Raw genomic sequence first — 25,552 nt, forward strand, 5'->3', positions numbered from 1 at the left:
CTATCCTTGTCCTCAATTTCCAAGTTCCAATTGGTTTTTTACCAATGTGTAATACACCCCTCTTTTTTTGGTCAGTTCAATATGGTTTCCCTCCTCTATGACCTTACCCTTATCCAAAACGATTATTTGATCGGCACTTTTCACAGTACTTAACCTGTGTGCCACTATCACAACAGTTTTTCCCTGGTAAAAATCCTGTAATCTTTCCATGATGATTTTTTCGTTGTTGGCATCCAAGGCACTGGTTGCTTCGTCAAAAAAGATATAATTGGGATTTTTATAGACCGCTCTTGCGATCAATATTCGTTGTTTTTGACCTCCACTGATACTGGTTCCACTACTTCCAATTTTGGTTCTATAGCCCAAAGGAAGTTCTTTTATAAAATCCTCCAGATTGGATACATGGGCAGCATGCGTCAATTTATTCTTATCAATCGTCCCCATTGAACGGGATTCAGTAATGTTTCGCGATACGGTATCGTTGAATATGAATCCCTCTTGCATTACGGTACCGCAGTTTTTTCTCCAAAAAGTAGTACCTATATTTTTTAGCTTCATATCGTCAATGGAAATATTCCCTTTTATCGGGTCGTAAAATTTCAGCAAAAGTTTAATTAAGGTGGTTTTCCCACTTCCACTGGCACCTACAATGGCTGTGACTTTGCCTTCGGGGATTTCCAAATCTACATTCTTCAGGACCCAGGGGGATGTCTTTCCACCATATTTAAAGCTCAAGTTTTTGATTTTGATTGTTTTACACTTGGGCAATTCCCTTATATAATCTTCGTTGGTTTTTTCCTCATCGTCTTTTGAATGAATTTCTGCCAGTCTTTCCAAGCTTATCTTGGCGTCTTGACCAGTTTGTATAAATGTGATAAAATTGGTTATGGGAAAGTTCAGTTGACCTATTATATATTGTACGGATAGCATCATACCCAAGGTCAAATCTCCGTTGATAACGGATTTGGCTGCAATAAAAGTTATGAGTATGTTCTTGAGTTCGTTAAAAAATTGTCCTCCCGCATTCTGTGTTTGCGAAAGGGACAGACTTTTAATGGATACCTTGAACAGTTTAATCTGTATGCCCTCCCATTCCCAACGCCTGCGTCTTTCCGATCCGTTTAATTTTATTTCCTGCATTCCTGAAATAAGTTGATATAGGCTACTCTGGTTATCCGCAGACTGATCGAATCTTTTGTAATCCAACTCTGCCCGTCTTTTCATGAACAGAAGGGTCCAGCCAACATAAATTCCAGATCCCAAAATGAAAATGGTGAATATGGTAAGATTGTAATACGCCAGTACGACACCAAAAATCAAAAGATTGAAAACAGAAAATAAAGTATTCAGGGTAGTACTCGATAAGAAATCCTGTATTCTGTTATGATCATAGATTCTTTGGATGATGTCCCCTGTATTTTTTGAATCAAAAAAAGAAATGGGCAGTCGCATCAACTTTATAAGAAAATCAGAGATAAGATTGATGTTTATCCGGCTGGTCATGTGCAGCAGAATCCATCCCCTAATCAGATCGACACTGGTTTGGGAGACAAACAAAGTAAGTTGGGCCAATAGGATCAGGTAGATAAAGTTGATATCCTGGCGGTTGATTCCGTAATCAACAACGGCTTGTGTCAAAAAGGGAAAAATTAATTGTAGCAAGCTGCCAACGATCAGTCCCACTATTAGTTGTATGATGTACTTGTTATAGGGTTTAAAATACCAGAACAAAAACCTGAACCCATACTCTTTTTTCTCCTCAAAATCAGTCTCATAAAATTTTGGAGTCGGTTTCAGCAACAACAAGTATCCTTCGGATGTATCGATATTGGCATTTGATCCGATCCATCCGGCGATGAAATCTTTTTTTGAATATTGCATCCGTCCATGTGCTGGATCTGCAATGAATACCTTATCCTTTTCTATTTTGTACACGACAACAAAATGTCTTTGTCTCCAATGTGCTATCAACGGTATTGGCGCTTCCTTTTCCAAACTATCGAAATTGAGGCTTACCATCATAGTGTGAAAACCTATCTCTTCTGCCGCTTCTGCAATTCCACCTAAGGAAACGCCTATTTTTGTAATGTTAGATCTTTGCCGTAAAAAATCCGTTGAGTAGTCCTTACCATAGAATTTGGCTATCATCCGTAAGCAAGTCGGTCCACAATCCATTTGGTCCAACTGTTTAAAAAAAGGAAATTTTTTTGAGAGCATTAGGTGATTTGAGGATTATAAGATATCTTTAAAAATAAAGAATTTTCACCTATTTTAGTATGATATATGCTACAGATACAATTTTATAAGGCTACAAAATATTAAGATGTTCATCTTTCATCTATTTATAAACATAGAGGTCTGATCTTCTAGCGTAAAACCTTTTTGTAATCAAATCCGATTCATATGCGATGAGGTGCTTAGAAGAGCTATAGGCCATGAATTTACTGGATAAATAGTCGATTAAATCAACAAGTAAGACTTAATATCACCGACTTGAATTTTTTTAACGCAAGTTGGATCTAACAGAAAATTACCTGTTCGGTTCCCTCTAAGGAGAAAATCCTTGGGAAGCATTGCAAATATGGGAATAGAAGGGTATGGTAGTCTACAAGCCGTCCCGATCAAAGGCATTTAAATAGGCTCCATGAAAAAACTAATTATACGACTTTCTATGAATTTCATTTTTCCGGTTCCATTCTGTCAGCTTTAAGATCAAAACAAAAGCCACCTATTTTTAACCAAATTTTTCACTACTTGGGTAACCTCTTAGCGTCTAACTTTCGCTCCGACCTTAAACAAAACCATAAAAAAATCCAATTTTCCAATAAGAATATTGGGCGGGCGAATTGAGCGTGCCATTGCCGCAGTTCGAAATCCATCAAGATTTTGCCTATCGTTTTTTCTTAGCCCTCCGAATAAGCTTCAACCCCCAATCATAATGACTTGAAGTGCAGCTCACCAGATAGGCACCTAATGCATTGTTTCCTGTCCATCCATATCTGGCACGCTCAAAGAGTTCAGCGTTATCGTGGCTGTCCGCAAGGGCCATAATATCAAGGTGTGATTTTTCCAGCAGTTCCTTTGCTTCCTCGAGAGCGGTTCCCCTGTATTTCTCCCATATGGTACGGTTCAATTGTGGAATCTCCCTCCAATTGTATCCCTTGGCCGGGATATCGGGCTTTTCCCCACGCATTCCCACCCGGTACCATTCCAAGACCATCAGGTGCCAATGGTGCAAATGGGCCAGAACGTCCCGTATGTTCCTGTTTAAAGTACCTTGGGGAAACTCTCCTCTCTGTTCCTCAACAGGGAGGCCGTTCACATAGTCCATGAGCTTCAGATAATTTTTTCCGGCCAACTCTTGTAGGTCTTTCTTTGTTTGAGGTCTAGCCATACTTGTATTCGCTATCTTTAAAGTTTAAACTCGTATCGAAAAAATGGTTTTTCAAATTTAGGTATTGGTTGGATAAACCGAAATAGGGGAAACCGGAAACAATGGATTTTTTAGATAATTAGCAAGAATGGACAAGCGTTCCTATTGCCCCATTGGGCATTTTCACCCATAAACCAAGAATGGAATGAGTACAAGTACCGAGGAGGCCCATAAAAAATCATTGAACAAAGCCATCGATTACATCAATGCAAACCTAAAAAATACCATTGACCTGGAGGCCTTGGCCAGGGTATCCCATATCTCAAAGTTTCACTTCCACAGGATATTCAGGACTCATATCGGGGAATCCGTCCGTTCCTATGTTTCCCGTATACGATTGGAGAAGGCGGCCCAGCAATTACAGACAACGTCTATGTCCTTGGCCCGGATTGCACCCAAGGTCGGTTACGGTTCCCAACAATCCCTGTCCAAAGCATTCAAAAAGCATTTTGGGATGGCACCTTCCAGGTTTAGGGAAATGAGGATATATTTTCCAACTCTACACAATCTAGGGCAGCGTAATGAACACATCATGGAACCAATGATTCGATTCGTTGGAAACTTTCATCTGGTCTATACCCGAATCATGGGAAAATATGGCTCTTCCAAGGAATACGATCGAGCTTGGCACAGGTTGTTGGAACATGGCAAGGCAAAAGAAGTATTGAATGACCGTACGGAATATCTCGGCCTCAGTTTTGATGATCCGGCCATAACCAAGGATAAACAGTGCCGGTTCTATGCCTGCATAACCGTGGAAGAGCCCCTAAAACCGGAAGGTGAGTTCGGGTCGTTGTCCTTGGAAGGTGGAAAGTATGCCATTTTCATCCATAAGGGCCCTTATTCGGGGCTTAATGGACTTTACCGAACCATTTATTTGGATTGGGCTCCCAATAATGGGGTGAGACTTAGGAAGGGAATTCCTTTCGAAAAATATCTGAACAGCCCCGACAAGGTATCCCAGGAAGGCTTGATTACCGAAATCTATATACCGATTCAATAAATGCCCATTAAACGAGAACTTCTTTTTATCCATGATTGGTCTGCCAATTTTGAGGATTTACCGATGAGGGTTATTGAATTGTACTTGCATTGAAATTCGCTAAATGCCTCCAAATAAATATCTTGGCAACGAAGAATTTCTAAATCAGTAACTTTAGGGACAATTTATTGTTTACAAAAGTTGACATGGAACACAAAATCAATGATGTCATTAAATTAGTTCCTATCGCAGAGGATTATGCGGCTGCTATTTTTAAAGCTTTTGACCAAGAGGTTATCACTTATTTGCCACTCGATGCCCCACCGGCAAGAATCGAGGATACCATTGCCTTTATAAAACATTCCAAGGAACAGATGGAAAATGAAACGGATCTTGTCTGGGTCATTCTCCTAAAAAATGAATTTGCAGGTTGTTGTGGCATTCATGGGATTCCATCAAGACAACCTCATTTTGGACTTTGGATTGGAGCCAAGGCCCAAGGCCAAGGGGTCGGAAAAGCGGTGGTGCGCTATGTGCTGGATTGGGGAATTTCAAATTTGGATGTGGAATACATTAAATATCCCGTGGATAAAAGAAATTCAAAGAGCATTCAATTGATTCATGGGCTTGGTCTGAAAGCATCGGACAACTACGTGATGGGTGACCAAAAAAAGCTGGATATCATCGAATATCGGCTGTATAAAACCTGATTTTCCTTTCTGGACGCATTAAATATTGACCAATTTCAAAATGAACTTGTAAGTCTTGGGATAAATGAAAAAAAAACTTGTCTACATTTTGTTTCTTTTTGTGCAGGTCGGTTTTTCCCAGACCAAACAAATTGACAGTCTTTCAAGTTCTTTAAGTACATTGGATGGGGAAGGGTTGTTCCAAAACACAAATGCCTTGGCAGAAACTTATTTGGAGTACAACCCTTCCAAGGCCTTGGACTTAGTCTCTGGAATATTGGCCGATTCCAAATTAGGGGATTATGAACCGGAACGGGGTAAAGCGTTTTACATCAAGGGAAAGGCACTTTCCATACAAGCGAATTACGAAACTTCCCTGGACTTTTTTGATGAGGCCATTGCAATTTTTCAAAAAACAGGGACAAAGAATAAATTGGCCCAATGTTATTTGGAAAAGGGTACAGCCTATGGTTTTATGGGGCGGTATAAAGATGCCCAAGCTGCCATGGATCAGGGGGAAAAATTGTTTATTGAAATTGAGGATAGAACCGGTTTGGCCGAATCCTTTCATGGAAAAGGGCATTTGATGTATTTAATGGCCGAGGACAAAAAAGCACTCGCATTGTATGGGGAAAGTTTGGCTATACATCAAGAACAGCAAAATACCAAAGGGATATCCGACAACTATTTTAGAATGGCTCTTGCCCATTTAGGGTTGGGAAATCGGGAAAGGGCCTTGGATCTTTTGGTCAGGGCGAAGGATTTAAAAGATAAAATCGGGGATCATATAGGACTAACGAAAGTAAAGATTTCCTTAGGAGTCCTACATGAGGAAAACGGAAATCCCGAAACGGCTATCGCCTATTACTTGGAGAGTTATAAGGCCAATAGGACTATAGGGGACCAACGGGTCAATTCCATAATATTCAACAATTTGGGAGTTACCTATACCGATTTAAAACAGCACGATAGTGCCTTGGTGTACCACAAAAAAGCACTGGAACTCAGAAGAGGTTTGGGCAAACCGCAAGGCATTATTCAATCCCTGATGAACATCGGGGAAGTATATCAAAAACAGCAAAAAGTGCAACCGGCCCTGAAGAATTTGAGGGAAGCCCATGCATTGAGCCACGCTTCACCGAATAAGCCCATGCTCCCCGGGGTGGCCGATCGTCTTGGCTCGCTTTTTCTAGATCAAGGCATGTTGGATAGTGCCGAAGTTTATCTGCAGGAAGCCCTAACGCTTAAAAAAGCAAGGGATAATTACTTTTCACTGGCCATCACCTATGATAAGCTTTCCGCTCTGGAAGAACGCAGAGGCGATTTTAAACAGGCCTTGGCCTATCACAAATTGTTCAAAAAGGTTAGGGATAGCTCCTTACTGGTAGAGGCGAATGAGGAACTGGCGGAAGTACAGGCGAAGTATGATACGGAACGTCAAGAACGGGAAATTGAATCCCTCCAGCAAGAAAACGAGAAAAGGACACTTTGGCGCAATATTTTCGCCATCGGTACATTGGTTGCCTTGGGATTCGCCCTATTGCTATTCCAATTCTTTGTGTACCGCAACAAAAAGAACAAGGCGCTTTTGGAAATTGAGGAAACGCAGCGCCGTCAGTTAGAAGAGATGGATCGCATGAAATCCAGGTTTTTTAGCAATATCTCCCATGAATTCCGTACACCTTTAACGCTTATTTTAGGCCCTATAGATCAATTGCGAAAAAGCATCGACGGAGCCTTACATTTCAAACTGGATGTGATGGAACGCAATGGAAGGCGACTTCTAAAACTGATCAACCAGTTGTTGGACCTCTCCAAAATCGAATCGGGTAAAATTACCCTTAAAACCGCCTTGATCGACATCGTTCCCCTGATTAAGGGATGGGTGATGTCCTTTAAATCCTTAGCGGAAACTAAGCATATTGAACTTGCATTTGTAGCTGAACAAGAATCCCATTTTTTATATGTAGATCGTGAAAAAATTGAAGAGGTTATCATCAATTTATTGTCCAATGCTTTTAAGTATACTCAAGAAGATGGAAAAATAACGGTATCCTTGAAGCGCTTATCGGCAGATAATGTTCTCAGTATCTCGGTTACCGATACCGGTACCGGAATTTCGGAACAGGAACTGCCGCATGTTTTTGACCGTTTTTATCAGGCCTCCAATGCAGATACGGAAGATGTCACCGGAACGGGTATTGGATTGGCATTGATCAAGGAATTGGTAGAATTGCATAGAGGTACGGTCAGGGTTTCAAGTAGGGTGGATAAAGGCACCACGTTTGAAATCCTTCTACCAGAAGGTAGGTCACATCTAAAGGACGAGGAAATCAGTGGAATTCGCCATGTTGAACAGGAACCAATATCAAGGCAAAAAACTCAGATTTTAAGGGAAGAATCTGTCGAAACCGGTGGGCAAGGCGACGGGGAAGGAAAGCCATTGGTTCTGCTCATTGAGGACAATCAGGATTTACGGGAATACATCAGGGATATTTTAAAATCGACCTATCATTTCATTGAAGCGGTAAACGGGGAAGAAGGGGTTAAAATAGCCAAGGAACGAGTTCCCGATATAATAATCAGTGATTTAATGATGCCCAAAATGGATGGTTTGGAGGTCTGCAAAAATCTTAAGGAAGAAATGCTGACAAGTCACATCCCGATTATCCTGCTTACGGCAAAGTCTTCCAAGGAAGATAGATTAGCGGGATTAAAAAGCCTTGCGGACGATTATTTGACCAAGCCTTTCGATACCGAAGAACTTTTGGTGCGTTTGGATAACCTGATCGCTCTAAGGGCGAAAATACGGGCCAAGTTCAAGGCAAGTGAAATGCTGGCCCCGAAGAAATTCAAAATACGTTCCTTGGATGCCATTTTTATGGAGAAAGTCACGAAACACTTGGAAAAGGAAATGGCCAATTCGTTATTCGGGGTGGTGGAATTAGCCTATGCCGTCGGTTTGAGTCGTTCGCAATTGTTCCGAAAAATAAAGGCCATTACCGACTTGACCCCTAATGAGTATATCCGCTCCTTCCGATTACATCGTGCTATGGACATACTAAAACAAAATGGAGCTTCCGTTTCACAAGCGGCCTATGAGACCGGTTTTCAAAATCCTTCCTACTTCTCCAAGTGCTTTCAGGAACAATTTGGCATGGCGCCCAGTGCCGTAAAAAAGCAATAAAACCTGTTATACAGTCTATTTACTCAAGATAGTATTTTAACATTTTGCAACACTATTTGCAATTTGTGCAACATCTGTTGGAATCGCTTCACATTTCTGAAAATTAAATAATTACATACAACATTTTTTAAGGACAATGACCCATTTCAGGTTGTGGCCGGATGAGTGTCAAGATTATGTTTGCCCTATAATCTTTAAATAAAAATGTTATGCCAACACCATTGGAAATTTTATTGGATCCTGTATCATTGGTAATACTAGCTATTTATATGATACTCATGATTTGGGAAGGAATGTTTCCCGCACGACAGTTGCCAAAAATTAAATTTTGGAAGGTTCGAGGATTAACCGCTTTTGCATTTTTCTTCTATTTAAGTTCGTATCTGCCTCTTTTTACAGATCCTTATATAGAACCCTATCGTCTATTTGACCTTACCCATCTCAATGCATGGCAAGGAGGGATAATAGGGGTATTGCTCTATGAATTGGGGGTTTACGTATGGCATTATGCCCTTCATAAATCCGATTTCCTCTGGCGTACCTTCCACCAAATGCACCATAGCGCCGAACGTTTGGACACCTATGGGGCCTTCTATTTTAGCCCGTTGGACATGGTAGGGTGGACCGTTTTGGGAAGTCTTTGCTTTGCCCTGATCGTTGGGCTTTCTCCCCAAGCCATTACCTTTACGTTATTGGTCACCACTTTTTTGGGGATGTTCCAGCATGCGAATATTAAGACACCCCGTTGGTTGGGATACCTCGTGCAACGTCCGGAGAGTCATACGGTACATCATGCCAAGGGTATCCATAAGCACAACTATTCCGACCTGCCCATTTTTGATATCATCTTTGGCACTTTTCAAAATCCAAGGAATTACGAGCATCAAACCGGATTTTTCTATGGGGCCTCGGCGAAAGTATGGCAAATGCTCACTTTTAAGGATTTGAACAAACCTGGAAACAAAAAGAAAAATATTCATCTAGACAAAAAGATTTTTGCCGTGCTTCTGATACTATGTTTTTCGGTAAGTTGCAGTAAGGATGAAATTGAAGGACCGCAAGGGCCAGTAGGAGCCCAAGGATCCCAAGGAGAGCAAGGGCCTCAAGGAGAACAGGGAGAACAAGGAGAACCAGGCCAGGATGGGGCCGACGGGAAGGATGGAAACGCGGAGGTGTTTTACAGTTCTTGGATACCTGCGGATTTTCAGGGATCTTCAACCTCGTTGAAGCACATGCAAATAGATTTTCCTTCGGAATTACCCAGTGCCGCCGGTATAAGAAGCACCCATACAATTCTTGTGTTTTTTTCGGGTTATGGGGATGGCAATTCATATCTCCTACCTGTTCTGAATTTTAGGGGAGCTCAGTTTACCTATGGTTATGGAAGCGGTACAGTAACGACAGGTGATATTAGCATTCGGGCCCAGGCGTTGTCAGGTGACCTGACGCAATTTCAAATATCTCCAGCTCGGGGTAACAAATTTAGGTATGTCATTATTCCTCCGAGCATTAAAATCCAGGGGAAATCCTTATTGGACTACAGTAATTACGAAGCAGTAAAGAAGTTCTATGCTATTCCGGATTAATCTAAAACCATATTGCGTAGACAACAGAATTAACCCGATCACGGCAATAGGAAACCCATATTGGATTAGAATCTAAAAAAGCATTTTGAACTCATGCAAAAATGCTACAATATTGACCGATGATGGCTTGGAAACCGATTTGATTTTTAACCGAGAAATGAAATTGGAGGAGTTTGCGGCCTTCCCTATCCAAAAGTAAGGAGAATGTCTCCCACCTTGGAACAATTTGAGGGAGCTTTTTACAAAGGAGGTATTGAGGATTTCAAAAGTTAACCATTTGGAAACAAGAACCAAGACCGCCCACCATGGTGGGCGGTCTTGTAACCCCTAAATAGTTTGGGGGAGTGATTGGTTCCAGACACCACTCTCAACTGTTTTTTCCACATACGCTTTAAAGTCGGTTGCTTTTCTGCCCAATACCCGTTCAATGTCATGGGATATATCCTGATTTTCCGGATTTCCCAATACCTCTTTGAACAAGTAGCCAAAAAGCCAAACATAGGAGTCGGGCAGACCCGCGGCTTTCATTCCCGATTTGAATTCATCCAGGGAAATAGGTTGGTAATGGATTTCCTTCCCAATGCCTTCCGCCATGGTTTCCACTACTTCCTTAAAGGTTATTTTTCTGGGTCCGGTCACCGTAATGGTTTCTCCATTATAGGAATCATCCATCAGTACTTGGGTAACCACTTCGGCAATGTCGTCGGCATCCACGAAAGGGATTTCGGCTTCGGGCATAGGAAGAGCCACATGTCCAGCCAATACGGAATCCAAAAAGGCACCTTCGCTGAAATTTTGATTGAACCAAGAAGCCCTGACAAGAGTGTAGTTAAGACCGGAGTTCGCCACGATCTGTTCACAGGCCTCGGCTTCTGTTTCTCCTTTTCCGGAAAGAAGCACCACTTTTTCAAGACCCTCCTTAAGGGCTACTTCGGTTATTGCGCCAATCGCTTCCCTTGCCCCGGGAACTGCCAGATCGGGATAATATACAATGTAGGCCCTATCCATTCCTTTAAGTACCTGGGCATAAGTGGAATGGTCTTCCCAGTTAAACGCAGGGGCATTGTTTCTGGAGGCCACCCTTACATGGTGTCCTTGTTGGGTCAGTCCTTCTACGACTCGGCGACCGGTCTTACCGGTACCTCCGATTACTAAGATGTTTTGCTTCATTTTATTTCGATTTTAGATTAAACGTGATACTAATATTTGAATGTTTTAACATGGGCGAACAATGCTAGTACGGCCAGGACAAATGAGATTACGGCACAAAAGGTGCGTATGCCATGTAGTCGGTTCCAGTTTTGTTCATAGAATGCACGAAATTCCGCAATTTTGGTACTGCTCAATTCGGTAATCTTAAGGACATCCAATTGATTATTGAGCGGGACATTTCCAAGACCTGTTACCCCAATGGTACCTACCAAATAGCAAATGGAAGAAGCCAAAATCAACCAAAAAGCAGTTGCATCAAGGTTGAATTCATAAATACTGGCTATACTCAAAAAAAGTACGCTCCCGAAAAAAACAACATAGAAGGCCGGATTAAGAATGGCCCGGTTAATGGATTGCATTGTTGTTAGGTAATTGGAATGGCCCAAGTTTTGCGTGCCGGGAATTACGGAAACCGACCAGGCATAAAACAGACCTGCTGAAAGCCCGGTGAGGATAACGGCCCCAAGTAGGACAAAAGATTTAATAGATAGCTCCATGATTAGTAGTTATTAATTATGGAGCAAAACTAGCGGGGACTAGGATGCCATGCTTGACAGTTTAAGCCAAAGTTTTGACAGTTTAGGCCATGGGCAGATTATCTGGAGACTTTCCGAAATTCAGTGGGGGAGTGGCCCGTCCATCTTTTAAAGGCACGATTAAATGCACTTTGCTCGGAGAAGCCGGTTTCAAATGCGATTTCAGCTATACTTCTATTGGAATTTTTAAGGAGGTTCTTGGATAGTTCTTTTTGCGTCTTCCTGATCAGGTCACGAAAGGTTACCCCATTTTCCGAAAGTCTCCGGGTAAACGTCCGGTTGCTCATGCCGATATGATTGCAAATTTGTTGGATACTTGGAATTCCGCTGGGCAAGGCATCTTTGATTAACGATTCCACGTCCGAAGATAGTTTGCCGATACTTACCTGAAGTCCATTGGTCTCTTCCTCCACCCTTTCTACCAAAAATTGGTTAATACTGGCGTCCGCTTTGGCGGTTCGCGCTTCAAGGTCGGATGTTCTATAGGTAATGGAGTAAGAAGGTTGATTGAACAAAACTGGGCATTTGAAGGCCTTTTGATAACTACCCATATCTTTCGGGGCATCGTGCTTAAAGGTTACTTGGACTGGGGCCATATCGGTTTCGGTCATTGCCTGAAGAACAACTACTGTGGCCGATAAGGTGGCCTCATTGGATAGTTCCAAACCCCTTCGATGGGGTTCTCTATGCAAAAAAATACGGGATTGATTGGCATTTTTCTCTACCGTGAAAACATAGGTGTTGGAAAGTAGTTTAAAATAGCGCTCGCTTCTTTCGAATATTTCGCCTGCCCACGAACAAGTTCTCCAGGAAAGGCCCAGTACCCCGTAGTCCTCTATTTTCATTTCCTGTCCGACCCGGACCGAGAATCCCGGACCTAATTTTTCATCAAGGATTTCGTGCAACTCGAAGAAATGTTCGGCAGGTACGGCCTTCAGTCTCCCTATGGTGTCTATGGGAGTAGGTAGGTTCTTGAAATCATCCCTGTTCATGCCCTCATGAATGGCATGATCAACCACCTTTTTATAAAGACTTATCGAAATGTAGTTCATATTGGGATACAAAGTTTAGGTAACCGGGTGAAATGATTAATATACAAACAATTGGTAAATGGTAGTACCTACCGCAACGTGCTATCCGTATTCGGCACACCATATTTTTCTTATAATCTTGTGTTATGGTTGTTGGGCAAATAACGGGTGAATTTAAAAATCCAATTTGGCTAGGGTCCCGTATTCCTTTTAAAGTGGTATCGGAATAGGTTTTGGCCTTGCCTTCACCGAAGGGACAAGTCACCGGCTTTTTTTATCTTTAAGAATCGGACCATTTACCTATGCGATTCAAAACCTTCATCCTCTTTTGCCTTTTTTTCCTTCTGGCAAGGCTTTCTTATGGACAAAAGTTTAAATATGCCTATTATCATGGAGAGGAGGTTCCTTTTAAAAATGTCAATCGGACAATACAGGATCATGAGGGTTATGTCTGGTTGGCAACGGATCAAGGGTTGTTTAGGTTCGATGGCAATACCTTTGAGGATTTTAATACTACCTTGAGAAGCAAGACTATTAGGTCTTTTGTTTCCTGGAATAAAAACGATTTGCTTTTTACCAATGATACGGGTATGCACCGGGTGTTTTACGTCAATGGACAACCAAAAATCGAGTCATTTAAGCCAAATTCCGCCCTTCATTACCCCACAGAACTTTTTAAGGACGGTCAAAACAGGTTGTGGATCGGCCAAATGAACGGCTCCATAATGATGTTTTCAGGGAATACCGATAAAGGCAGACCATTTGATCTGGTGTCCAAGGAAAAAGTCCCCAAGATGGTCTTTGGAGAGGACAAATTTGGTACCATTTGGGTATTGGCCCCGGGCAATGGACTTTTCTACTTTAATGAATCTGCCCAAGAGTTTACATCCCTTAAAAACTATGGTTCAGGTAATCACTTTTTAATAAAGGATGACATCATTTGGCTGGCTGGGGAACAGTTGGAAAAACTTAAGGTTACCCATAACCAGAATATCATCAACAGGCAAGCATTCGCCGTGGATGGAAAATTAAAGTATATTTCAATGAACGATAGGGGTACTTTATTCCTAAGTTCGGATTCGGCGATCTATACATTTCAAGACCAAGGAGATCAAACCAAGCTGTCCAAGGTATTCGGCGCGAATGATCCACATCGTGTAGAGGAACTTTCTTTTGGTACTGTAAATCAATTACAATTCACAAGAGATGAAACCGGACTTGATGAAGTGATTTGGGTAGGCTCGGACAAAGGTCTTGCCTTATTGTGGTCCAGTTTTTTTCAGGGTGTTTCGGGTTTGGGTCATGATAACATCAGGGCGATAAACCCGTCCCGGGAAGGCCCTATTGTAATCTCACAAGGGGCCGTTTCGTGGATAAGCAGTGAAGGCATTGCCACGAGTTTTCAAAAAGAGAGCAACCTCAATGACATCGTCGGCATCGGCTCATTAAAAGATAGGATTTGGTATGGCTCGGCGGAAGGCCAGGTGTTTCAATATCTGGGGCATCAACTGAAGAGAACATATGATTTGAGCAATCGGGGAAGTGGTGTCTTTTTTATTTTGGCGGACCATGCCGGGGACATATGGTTTTGCCAGGCTGCCTCCGATAAACCGATAATAGGGGCAGCAAAAATTGATTCGAAAGGGAATATCATTGAATATGGTAAGGAAAAGGGCTTTGAAACGCGCATCTTGGTATTTCGTGAAGGGGGTAAAGACGAATTGTATGCCGCTGGCATTGGTTTGGAATCCTACCTCTATAAATATGATCGATCATCCGATAGTTTTCAAAACAAAAGTTTGCCATTTCCATTTGAGGTCAGTGGTAATTTTGAAGTACATGATATGGCCGTGGATCATTTGGGCATTGTTTGGCTTGCAACAACGGACGGACTTTTAAAATATGATACGGAAACCATTCGGAAGGTAAACCTCGGTGTATTTACTGATAGTGAAATAAGATCGATAACCGATATGCCCAATGGCACACTTTGGCTCGCTACCGATACCAATGGGTTGATACATTTAGATGCCAAGGGCAACTATGTAGTTTTTGATGAAACCAGTGGAACGCCATCCAAGATTTCCTCGTATCGTTGTATGGTACTCTATGAAAATTCCCAACTTTGGGTAGGTACACCGGAAGGCATTGTGTACTCTTCGCGGGCAAATCCGGAACCCTACCAAACAAAGACTCCAATTATAAAAAGGGTTTCTGTAGACAATGATGTGATTGAAGGAAAAAGTACAATCCAACCAAAGGAATCCCAAAAGGTGGAGCTAGCCATGGCTACCCTTACTTTCCCGAGCGTGGATGTACGATATCAATATAAGATTTTTAAAAGTGAGCTGACCCAAGAAGACATTGAAGATGTCCCATGGTCGGATGCCCAAACCTCTCAGATTACCTTGAATGAACTAGAAAGCGGAAACTATATGGTATTGGTTCGAGGTCAAAAAGCCGGAGGGTTTGGATGGAGCGCACCTGTGGAGATGGCTATTGATGTATCCCAAAAATGGTATGGTACATGGTGGGGGATGTTACTATTGGTGGCTTTAGCGTTCTTTTTCTTTTGGTTTTTTATAAGGCGTTGGTTGCTGAAACGAATAGAGGGATTACAAGCTTCGTTATATCAAAAGCAAAAGGAGCTTGAACAAAAGGAGGCTGAATTGGTGGAACAGAGCGGTGCCCTCCTGCAAAAAAAGAACGAACTAAAGAGTACGGGGGTCAATATCTATTTACTTTATAAGTTGATTAGACAGATTCCAAGGGATTCCGATTGGAACATGATTCTGCCTATTCTTAATAAATTGGTAGAACTTCCAACGGGAATTGATGTATTTGAGCTTGCTTTTAAAAAGGGAGAGGTCGTCCAGTTTAAAGGCTACCAAAGGGAAAATCATGAAATGGTCAATAGAGAGGAGCCATTTGATGAAAAAAGCAATTTACCCAGTTATGTCATGTGTACAGGGAAACCCCTTTTGATTCATGATTTCAATAAGGAAGCTGAAGAACACATAAGTAAAAAGGATAGTATGGGATATCTTTCACGTATATATATGCCCTTGGAACAAAAAGTGGGAGGTACGGCAATTTTTTGTGTTTATTCCAAGGAAAAAAATGCGTTTTCCCAACAAACCAGTGCTTTGTTAGGAATTCTTGTTCGGTTTTTGTCAATAAACGCAAGTGATGGGCTCAAATAATATGGAAAGGATACCTTCGATATCATTTTTGTTAGCCATGCTTCTTACGGGTATTTTGGGTAACGCCAATATGCTGAGGGACACTTTGCTCGTGGGCATTTATGTAGATCCTCCCTTTGTAGTAAAGGAATCGGGAGGATTTACCGGGGTTTCAATCGATCTTTGGGAGCATATTGCATCGGAAATGGATATGGCTTATAAATATGTTGAGTTTAGCGATGCGGTAGGTATTATTCGTTCCCTTGACTATGATGAACTTGATATTTCAATCAATCCTCTTAATAATAGCCCAAGTCGTATCGAGCGATTTCAGGTGAGCCAACCCTTCTATATTTCCAGTGTTGGTGTAGCAACCACTATTAGTGGTCAAAGTCAATTTCGGATTTTTATCAATAATTTCTTTTCTCGGGATTTTCTGAATATAGTGCTGCTCTTGCTCGCCATTTTGTTGACCTTTGGGACCATTCTTTGGTTCGCAGAACGAAAGACGAACAAATACCAGTTCAGGCCGGGTATCCGAGGTCTATTTGACGGTCTTTGGTGGGCCGCGGTGACCATGACGACGGTCGGCTATGGGGACAAGGCCCCAAAGACGCATTTGGGAAAGACCATTGCCATTGTGTGGATGTTTACGGCTATCATTATCATTTCAGGGTTTACGGCTACCATAGCCTCAACGTTAACGGTAAATACCCTTGAAGCTGATATCAACGGATTGGAAGACCTCCAGAATGCAGGGAAAATTGGGGTTGTGGGCGCCTCTGATGCCGAATACTTTGTGCAGCAACAAGATTTGCATCCGTCACAAGTCTATAGGACCCCGCTACAGGCCCTAAGGGCTTTATCAAGAAAGGAAATTGAGATTTTGGTTTCCGATAGGACTACTACCGAGTACCTTATTAAAACCAACAATATGGAAAATCGCGTAAGGTTACTTCCGTTAACTTTTCAAAAACAGTACAGAAGTTTCATCATGCCCAAGTCCCAACCAATTTTTAGCGAGGTGAACAAACAGCTCATTATGCGAATTCAATCGGTATCTTGGAATGAATCGCTAAAAAAATATGGGTTGGATGAGTAAAGTTTCTATATTATATGTTTAAAACCCGAAAAACCTGGATTTGAAATACGTTTTACTCTTTTTTCTCTTTATTGCCTTCGGGCTTACGGCCCAAGAGCTTCCCCCAATCCAAAATTTTTACCCCGGGGATTACAACGGTGAAAATCAAAATTGGGACATTTCCCAAGCTTCGGATAAATTGATTTATGTAGCCAATAGTAAAGGTCTGTTGGAATTCAACGGGGCCCGTTGGACACTTTATCCTTCGCCCAACGAAACGATCATGCGATCCGTCAAGGTGGTAGAGAATCGAATTTATACGGGCTGTTTTATGGAATTCGGTTACTGGAAAAGGAATGGCCTAGGTGTACTGAATTATACGTCGTTATCCCAAAAAATTGGAGTTGACCTTATTGAGGACGAAGAATTTTGGAATATCATACATGTGGATGATTATATGGTCTTCCAGTCCTTGAAACGGATTTACATCTATGATATAAGCAAAGGCACGGTAAACACGATCGATTCGAATAGGACGATTACCAAAATGTTCAAGGTTGGGCAGGATGTATATTTCCAAAGGTTGGGTGAGGGTCTCTTTGGGATTGAATCCGGGAAGGACTTTTTAGTTTTGGATGATGAAATACTCAGAAATTATGAAGTGATCCATGTTTTTGGAAGCGATAGGAATTTGCTGATACTTACCAGGGACAATGGTTTTTACACTGTTAAGGATGGGGCATTGGTACAATCCGATCAGTATCCCAATAAGGCGTTGTCGGCTTTTAGCTTTTACGATGGTATTCAGTTAAAGGACAATAGTTTTCTATTGGGCACCATATCCAACGGGGTGATTTATTTAAGTGCAACCGGAGAATTGGTTTTTCAGATAGATCAAAACAATGGCCTATCCAACAATACGGTCCTAGCGTTATTTGAAGATGTGGACCATAACATATGGTTAGGTTTGGATCATGGTATAAGTTATGTAAATAGAAAGTCGCCCTATAAGGTCTTTAATGATTCCAAAGGCGTTTTAGGGAGTGTTTATGCCGCAGCCGTGTACAATGATAATTTATACTTGGGGACAAACCAGGGATTGTTCTACAAGCGTTTGAGCGGTAATAACGGGTTTAACCTTATTGCGGGTACACAGGGTCAGGTATGGAGTTTAAGGCAGATCGATACTAAACTATTATGTGGGCATAACTCGGGTACCTTTCTGATTAAAGGCGATCAAGTCCAAAAAATATTCGATGTTCAGGGCACATGGGATATCGCGCCGCTGAACGGAAACCCAAATGTATTACTTCAAGGGAATTATGACGGCCTGTACATCTTGGAAAGATCGGATACTTCATGGAAGCTTAAAAATAAAATCGGAGGGTTTAATAACTCATCCAGATACTTTGAGACATTAGGTAGTGAAATCTTTGTAAATCATGAGTATAACGGGGTTTTCAAATTAAAGCTGGACGAGTCATTTTTTAACATAAAGAGTGTGGTGAAGGACACCCTTATCAAAGGTTCCAATTCAGGTCTTGTGAAGTATAATGGGGATATATTGTACGCCTATAAAAACGGGATTTTCAAATTTGATGGCAAGACCCGACAATTTGCCAAGGACAGCCTTTTAAGTACTTTGTATGACGAAGAGGACTATGAATCTGGAAAATTGATTGTCGATGAATCGGACAATAAATTGTGGGTCTTCACAAAATCCAATGTAAGTTTTGTGACCCCCGTGGGATTGACAAATGCCCCTAAAGTTAGAGATATACCGCTTAGCAAGGAAATGAGGGATGGTATCCTGGGATACGAAAACATTATAAAACTTGATGATAATGGAAACTATTTGTTGGGGAAGACTTCAGGTTATATTACACTGAACATCAATGAGGTAGAAGTCAAAAATTTTCAAGTCCATATGGCCAATGTTTCTAATGGAGTAGATCGAACAAATGAAAATTTGCAGGACACAGGGTTAAAAGGCAATTTCAATAATGATAGCAACAATTTTGAATTTTCCTTTTATGCCCCGGAATATAATAAATATGTAAAGACGGTATATCAGTATCGATTGCAAGGGATTTATGATGAATGGAGTGATTGGTCTCCAAAGGCCAACGTATTCTATGAAAATTTGCCTTTTGGGGATTACGTATTTGAGGTGCGGGGAAAGATAGGGAACTCCATTTCGAGCAATACCGCCTCGTATGCTTTTGCGATAGCAAAGCCGTGGTATATATCCAATGTAATGATTGCCGTTTACCTATTGGGTATATTGTTATTCTCGTTCTTTATGCACAATGTGTATAAGCAGTATTACAAAAAACAACGTCTAAAGCTCATAGAGAAAAATAAAAAGGAATTGGAACTGGCCCAGGTTCAGAATGAAAAGGAAATTATACGGATCAAAAATGAACAGTTGGAGTTGGAAAATAAAAGTAAAGGCAAGGAATTGGCCGTCTCCACAATGAGTATCATCAGGAAGAATGAATTGCTTACCACCATAAAGGATGAACTGAACGCAATGGGGAACAAAGATGTGATGAAACCGGTGATAAAAATCATTGATAAAAGTCTGAGACAAAATGATGATTGGGAACTTTTTCAGGAAGCATTCAACAATGCCGATAGCGAATTCCTCAAGAGAATAAAGACGACGCACCCGTCCCTATCGCCCAATGACCTTAAATTGTGTGCGTATCTGCGTTTAAACTTATCCTCTAAGGAGATAGCCCAGCTTCTACATATTTCTCCCAGAAGTGTTGAAATTAAACGGTACCGACTTCGCAAAAAATTAGGATTGCAACATGAGGACAATCTAGTGAACTACATATTGGAACTCTAACCCGATCAACAATTCGATTCTTTACCCTCAACATAACGGGTTTCTACCTCAACATGACCTATACAAAAGTGTTTTTCCTTTTTGTAATCCTATGAAAACTAGTTTTTTAACAATTGGCCAAAACATTAGCAATAATGGTCAATTACGACATATGTTTCTGCTATATTGTTAGAAATCGCTCCTGTTTTTTGCCATGTATATTTTTTGTAGGGGTAAAACTTATGGCATCCATAATTTTTGATAATAAGTTTAGAGTGTTAAAAATTGCTCTATGGATGCACTTCGGAAAAACTTACTCAAACTCACCTTTTTCTTCTTTACCGCGATTGTTTTTGCACAATCCAGCAATGTAGCTGTAGTAAAAGATGAAAATGGGGCAAAACTGGTCGTTGATGGTGAAAGCTTCATGATCAACGGTATGAACTGGGATTATATCCCTATCGGCACAAATACCGTGAACGCGGAATTTTGGAAAAAGTCAGATGACATTATCAAAGCTGGGCTCGACACGGAAATGTCGCTTCTTAAAAACATGAATGTCAATGTTATTAGACAGTACACAGGAGTTCCGGCAAGGTGGATAAAATACATCTACGAGAACTATGGAATCTATACCATGCTCAACCATTCCTTTGGTCGCTATGGATTGACGTTGGATGGGGTTTGGACACCGGTGACCATTTATGACGATGCCAAGACCCAAGAGTTCTTGATGTCCGAAATGGAGGAACTGGTTAGGGGATATAAAGATACACCAGGCCTGTTACTTTACCTATTGGGGAATGAGAATAACTATGGATTGTTCTGGGCAGGAGCGGAGACAGAGGATTTTCCCGATGATGAGGAAAGAATACAATTTATAGGGGAAAGTAGGGGAAGGCCCATGTATCGGTTGATGAACGAGGCCGCGAAAAAAATGAAGGCCATGGATCCATCCCACCCAGTGGCCATATGTAATGGGGATGTTCTGTTCATCGATATCGTTGCCGAGGAATGTAAAGATGTGGATATCTATGGAACAAACACCTACCGCGGTCTTTCCTTTGGGGATATGTTCCAGGTGGTAAAGGAAAAGCTCAACAAGCCGGTTATGTTTACCGAATTTGGGGCAGATGCTTACAATGCCGTTGAAAACAAGGAAGATCAATTTTCCCAGGCCTACTATATGGTGGGTAATTGGAAGGAAATCTATGAGAATGCAGCCGGTCTGGGCAAGGCCGATAATTCCATAGGCGGCTTTACATTTCAATTTAGTGATGGCTGGTGGAAATTCGGTTTTGACGACCGAAAAAATGCGGACGTTCATGACAACAATGCTTCATGGTCCAATGGAGGTTATGCCAGGGATTTGGCGGCTCCCGGAGCCAATAACATGAACGAGGAATGGTTTGGAATTTGTGCCAAGGGCGCTACGAACCCCAGAGGTCTTTACGATCTCTATCCACGGGCGGCCTACTATGCATTGAAGGAGGCACATCAATTGAATCCGTATGCGGAGGGTGTGGATCTGGATTTTGTAGGAAACCATTTTGACAATATACAATTGATGGATGCCGTGCTCAAGGCACGGGGCGATAAGGCCGCCTTAAGCGGGGAGCAGAGCAAATTGCTTCGAATAAGTAATCTTACGGCGAGGCTGGCAACATTCAGTACCGGAGGTAGCCTTATTACCACTCCGGATAATGCCGATCCGGATGATCCCAATACATTTCCAAATCAATTGGGATTCGATCATATGCAGTCCTATTTTGTTGGGGTGGAGGGCAATCCCGCTTCCAACATGCGTGCAGAGGTCAATTTCAATATAGTGGGAAATGTAGCGCAAAATCCGATCAATGAGATTTTTTATGAGAACAATTCCCGTCCTATAGAAGTGAATACCGATGAAGGAAATGTATTGGTCCAGGATGTAAATAGGATACGGGTATACCAAGCTGAATTTGAGTGGAACGCCAAAGAGTTCGATCTACGGGGGTTTTATAGAACAGGCCATTATCATTGGGGGTACGAAGGTGATTTTTTCGGTCTCTATCCCGAAGCCAATTATGGCCCAAACCTGGATATCTATAACGGAGAAATACTAGGAGCGGAAATTGATGGTAAAGGTCCGTTGAAAGGCTTAAAAGCCGCGATTGGCCCTCAATTATGGTGGGGGGCCAACCCTACTATGCTTTTTAAGTACAAAAAACATATTGGAAAATTCGATATTACCGGTATTTATCATCGGGATTTTGAGACGAACATTGTTTTCGATGAAAATGGAAGGCGAGTATTGGATATCAATCAATTACGGAGTGGGGTGGTTCCCCCTTGGCCCACTGAAAGGGCTACCCTTACTATAGAAAGGGAGTTTGGCAAATTTGGGGTCACTATAGGAGGGATTTGGGCCGGAAGCCCATTGAACGGTACTTCATTTCAAGATGTGAGGGGTACACCCGGAAACTATACCGTTTTTGAGGACAGGATTCAAGCAAGTGATAACTGGGGCGGTAAAGTGAAACTTACCTATGAAGGCGGGAAGTTTAATTGGTACGGACAAGCGGCGGCCATGGGCCTTATTGCCAATGGGGGTGCCGACCAAACATTGACCTTTACCGGATGGAAACTAAGGGATACAGGAAGTGGAAACCAAGTAAATGTGTTATCCGGACTTACTCTCGCGACCGGAAATTTTCAAATTGCACCCAATTTCTTGTGGCAAAAACCATTGGTAGATGCTATTCCCCAAGATGTACAAGCTCCGGGTCGATTGAGGAATATTATTGATGATCCCTTTGCTGTACGTTGGAATCGTGAAACCACGGCTGGGGAGATACTCTTTACCTATGACCCCACACCGGGTACATGGATGTATGAGTGGGACAATGACCGGTCCGAAGATGCCAAGTTTGCCATGAACCTGGGCTTCGTATATCGCCACCTTCCCACTACTATGGATGCCCATATCGGATTTTTGGCGGATCGTACCATTTTTTCTTTTCCCAATTCGGCACCTGCAGAGGACTTGTGGGAAGTCCATTCCAGGATGGTTTCCAAGCTAGGCGCGGACTTGGGGATAATAGGAAATTTCTATTATGGTAACGGACAGGGTAATGGTGATAACGATAGATTGATCAAGCGTTTTGGTGGGGATGTCCGTATACTTTATAAAAAATACAAGCTACAGTACACCCAAAAGATTAACGATTGGGGACCTTTTGATTACCATAGGGATTTTAACTTAACGTTCCCGGTACAATTGATGTTGGACATCTCTACCACCTTGGGCAAACCGGACTGGTTTATTTTGCCCAGTACCCAAATAGGTATACGGGGTATATGGCGATCATTGGATGAGTTCTCCCCTCGTTATGCACCGACTGCGGTACCCCCTGGTACGCTTCCTCCAGAACCCATTTTAAGTCCGGTTGGATTTGACAATGGTAACGAGTGGGAAATCATGACATACATACACATCAACATCGGGAAATAAAAAGATTGAAAAATGAAAATTTATAAATACATCAACTTACGTTTTTTACTTTTTCTGGGCCCGGGCATTGTTGCCTTTTTATCTTGTGAAAGAGATTTTTCGGATGAGGTGAAATTCGCCACCTTTCCGGCAAATGGAGATATATTCATTGATACCCCGGTAGGTCTTACGGATGAGTTTTTTGATTCATTCGATCCTGCCATTGGGGCAAATACTGAAGGCTTTGATACAGATGATGATGTAGCCTTTGAAGGTACATCATCCATCAGAATCGATGTGCCTGCACCGGATGATCCCAACGGGGGCTTTATTGGGGGTGTTTTCCTCGATCGCGGCGCCGGTAGGGATTTAACAGGTTTTGATGCCTTGACTTTTTATGTAAAAGGTTCTACTACCGCCACTATCGATGAGGTAGGTTTTGGATCCGATTTTGATGAGGATAAATTTGCGGTCGGCCTGCAAAACGTTCGGTTGTCCACAGACTGGAAAAAAGTTGTTATTCCTATCCCGGATCCTGCAAAATTGGTTCAGGAACGGGGAATGTTCAGATTCTCGGCAGGGACACTGAGCACTAACGGGGTGGGGTTCACTTTTTGGATCGACGAGTTACGGTTCGAAAGTTTAGGGACTGTAGCGCAATCCAGACCTTCTATTTTGGGAGGTAATGACAGCCGGTTCCCAACAACGGTTGGGCAAACCGTAACCATTAGTCAATTGCAACAAACGTTCAATTTGGGGTCGGGAATCGATCAGACGATCAGTCTTACGCCCTCTTACTTCAATTTTGAAAGCTCTGATCCAAATGTGGCTTTTGTAGATGAACTTGGCGAGGTTACGGTCGCTGGTACCGGTTTAACGGAAATAACTGCATCTATTGCGGGGGTGCTGGCAGAGGGTAAATTGCTTGTGGAATCTTCTGAATCCGCACAAATCATTTCGATTTTTAGTGATTTGTTCGCTGATATTCCCGTGGACAACTACAATGGGTTTTTTCTGGGCCAGAATACACAAGGGGGCCTAGTGGAAGAAGACGGAGGGCAGATTATAAGATATACCCAGCTTGACTTTGTTTCCATAAATTTCTTTCAAAATGTACCTCCAATAGACATCACGGAGATGACAGATCTGCGAATTTCGATAAGAGCGGACGAATCCATTGATGCTGGTGACTTTATTAATATACAATTGGTCAACTCCGTAGGAAACCCTGATTTGACTTCCGGTACGTTTAGAATTGATGGGGGTAATCTAATCCCTAATGAATGGGTAGAATTCCAAATTCCGCTCTCTAGCTTTACGGGTCTGGGCGCAAGAAATGCCGTTGGCCAGTTATTCTTTGTCTCCGATGGTACCATATCCAACGTATCCATCGATAACATCTTCTTCTCCGCCGAATAATACGTAAACCCTTAAAACCTATGAAAAATAAAATTTTAAATACGAACATAAAATCAATATCGGGCTACAAGATGATTTTCACGAGTCTACTCCTCATGGTTATGGGTTGTGAAACCGATGATACCCAGACCATAGCCACATTCAACACCTTGGTATGGGAGGACAATTTTGATGTAGATGGTGCGCCCGATCCGAGTCGATGGGGTTTCGACCTTGGTGATGGTACCGAACAAGGTATCCCGGGTTGGGGCAACAATGAGTTACAGTATTATACGGATAGGCAGGAAAATGTTACCGTTCAAAACGGGTTCCTATTGATTACCGCAAAGCAAGAAGAATTTAATGGAGCCTTATTTACCTCTGCAAGGCTTACCACCCAAGGATTGTTTGAGCAGGCGTATGGACGTTTTGAGGCACGTATGCGGTTACCATTTGGAAAAGGTTATTGGCCGGCATTTTGGTTGTTGGGCAACAATTGCGATGATAATCCCTGGCCAGCTTGTGGCGAGATCGATATTATGGAGAACGTAGGCGATGAGCCCACCATTGCCTTTGGTAGTGTTCACGGTCCTGGTTTTTCCGGTGGGGACTCCATTGGCAAGGACTATGAATTGTCCGAGGATCGTTTTGATACCGGATTCCACATCTTTGGAATAGAATGGGCCCCGGATTACATTAACTATTATGTAGATGGCGATTTGTACCAACGCATTACACCTGAAGATATAGACGAAGAGACCGAGGGCCAAGGCCAATGGATCTTTGACCGTCCATTTTATATCATTCTTAACGTGGCCATTGGAGGCGATTTGCCCGGACCACCGAATCAAGAAACGGTTTTCCCACAGACCATGTTGGTAGATTATGTACGGGTATATGAAAATGCAAACCCAAACTAAAACGAACGAA

At 42.1% G+C, this 25,552-nt stretch carries 15 protein-coding genes; 10 read left to right on the top strand and 5 right to left on the bottom strand.

Going from position 1 to position 25,552, the window contains the following annotated elements; genetic code table 11:
• Positions 1-12: 12 nt before the first annotated feature.
• Both ACO06Y_RS12855 and ACO06Y_RS12860 read right to left on the bottom strand, forming a co-directional pair.
• On the bottom strand, positions 13-2,217 hold the full coding sequence (locus ACO06Y_RS12855) for a peptidase domain-containing ABC transporter (RefSeq protein WP_422079379.1): 2,205 nt from the start codon (positions 2,215-2,217) through the stop codon (positions 13-15).
• A gap of 673 nt (positions 2,218-2,890) precedes the next feature.
• Positions 2,891-3,394 (bottom strand): ClbS/DfsB family four-helix bundle protein, encoded by a 504-nt coding sequence (locus tag ACO06Y_RS12860; protein WP_422079380.1) that lies wholly within the window; start codon positions 3,392-3,394, stop codon positions 2,891-2,893.
• 184 nt (positions 3,395-3,578) lie between these two features.
• Here ACO06Y_RS12860 and ACO06Y_RS12865 point away from each other — a divergent pair, with 184 nt between their 5' ends.
• The 4 genes from ACO06Y_RS12865 (at position 3,579) to ACO06Y_RS12880 (ending at position 9,877) form a co-directional block, all read left to right on the top strand.
• Entirely contained in the window at positions 3,579-4,436 is an 858-nt protein-coding gene (locus ACO06Y_RS12865; protein WP_422079381.1) for an AraC family transcriptional regulator, read from the top strand.
• A 185-nt stretch (positions 4,437-4,621) separates the two neighbouring features.
• Complete coding sequence (locus ACO06Y_RS12870) at positions 4,622-5,125, top strand: GNAT family N-acetyltransferase (RefSeq protein WP_422079382.1); 504 nt, start codon at positions 4,622-4,624, stop codon at positions 5,123-5,125.
• 64 nt (positions 5,126-5,189) lie between these two features.
• Positions 5,190-8,291 carry a tetratricopeptide repeat protein gene (locus ACO06Y_RS12875; RefSeq protein ID WP_422079383.1) on the top strand — a complete coding sequence of 1,034 codons (3,102 nt, stop codon included), beginning with the start codon at positions 5,190-5,192 and terminating at the stop codon, positions 8,289-8,291.
• Between the two features lie 209 nt (positions 8,292-8,500).
• Entirely contained in the window at positions 8,501-9,877 is a 1,377-nt protein-coding gene (locus ACO06Y_RS12880; protein WP_422079384.1) for a sterol desaturase family protein, read from the top strand.
• Positions 9,878-10,204: 327 nt separating this feature from the next.
• On the opposite strand, the gene ACO06Y_RS12885 is transcribed toward ACO06Y_RS12880, so the two are convergent.
• The 3 genes from ACO06Y_RS12885 to ACO06Y_RS12895 form a co-directional block, all read right to left on the bottom strand.
• The gene (locus tag ACO06Y_RS12885) at positions 10,205-11,047 is read right to left on the bottom strand and encodes an NmrA family NAD(P)-binding protein (RefSeq protein ID WP_422079385.1); all 843 of its coding nucleotides are present in this window, start codon (positions 11,045-11,047) and stop codon (positions 10,205-10,207) included.
• Positions 11,048-11,076: 29 nt separating this feature from the next.
• Positions 11,077-11,586 carry a DUF1772 domain-containing protein gene (locus ACO06Y_RS12890; protein WP_422079386.1) on the bottom strand — a complete coding sequence of 170 codons (510 nt, stop codon included), beginning with the start codon at positions 11,584-11,586 and terminating at the stop codon, positions 11,077-11,079.
• A gap of 98 nt (positions 11,587-11,684) precedes the next feature.
• Positions 11,685-12,677 (bottom strand): AraC family transcriptional regulator ligand-binding domain-containing protein, encoded by a 993-nt coding sequence (locus ACO06Y_RS12895; protein ID WP_422079387.1) that lies wholly within the window; start codon positions 12,675-12,677, stop codon positions 11,685-11,687.
• A 281-nt stretch (positions 12,678-12,958) separates the two neighbouring features.
• Here ACO06Y_RS12895 and ACO06Y_RS12900 point away from each other — a divergent pair, with 281 nt between their 5' ends.
• The 6 genes from ACO06Y_RS12900 to ACO06Y_RS12925 all read left to right on the top strand — a co-directional run bounded on the left by ACO06Y_RS12900 (position 12,959) and on the right by ACO06Y_RS12925 (position 25,542).
• Entirely contained in the window at positions 12,959-15,859 is a 2,901-nt protein-coding gene (locus ACO06Y_RS12900) for a ligand-binding sensor domain-containing protein (RefSeq protein ID WP_422079388.1), read from the top strand.
• Positions 15,846-16,940 carry an ion channel gene (locus tag ACO06Y_RS12905; protein WP_422079389.1) on the top strand — a complete coding sequence of 365 codons (1,095 nt, stop codon included), beginning with the start codon at positions 15,846-15,848 and terminating at the stop codon, positions 16,938-16,940. The genes ACO06Y_RS12900 and ACO06Y_RS12905 overlap by 14 nt, the downstream gene beginning before the upstream one ends.
• A 40-nt stretch (positions 16,941-16,980) precedes the next feature.
• Complete coding sequence (locus tag ACO06Y_RS12910; RefSeq protein WP_422079390.1) at positions 16,981-19,773, top strand: triple tyrosine motif-containing protein; 2,793 nt, start codon at positions 16,981-16,983, stop codon at positions 19,771-19,773.
• A 271-nt stretch (positions 19,774-20,044) separates the two neighbouring features.
• A complete protein-coding gene (locus ACO06Y_RS12915; protein ID WP_422079391.1) occupies positions 20,045-23,245 on the top strand; it encodes a glycoside hydrolase family 2 TIM barrel-domain containing protein in 3,201 nt (1,066 codons plus the stop codon).
• A gap of 12 nt (positions 23,246-23,257) precedes the next feature.
• The gene (locus ACO06Y_RS12920; RefSeq protein ID WP_422079392.1) at positions 23,258-24,643 is read left to right on the top strand and encodes a carbohydrate-binding protein; all 1,386 of its coding nucleotides are present in this window, start codon (positions 23,258-23,260) and stop codon (positions 24,641-24,643) included.
• A gap of 20 nt (positions 24,644-24,663) precedes the next feature.
• A complete protein-coding gene (locus tag ACO06Y_RS12925; RefSeq protein WP_422079393.1) occupies positions 24,664-25,542 on the top strand; it encodes a glycoside hydrolase family 16 protein in 879 nt (292 codons plus the stop codon).
• The last annotated feature ends 10 nt before the right edge of the window (positions 25,543-25,552 follow it).

The sequence above is a fragment of the Ulvibacterium sp. genome, from assembly GCF_965228935.1.
In the GTDB taxonomy this organism is placed as follows: Bacteria; Bacteroidota; Bacteroidia; order Flavobacteriales; family Flavobacteriaceae; genus Ulvibacterium.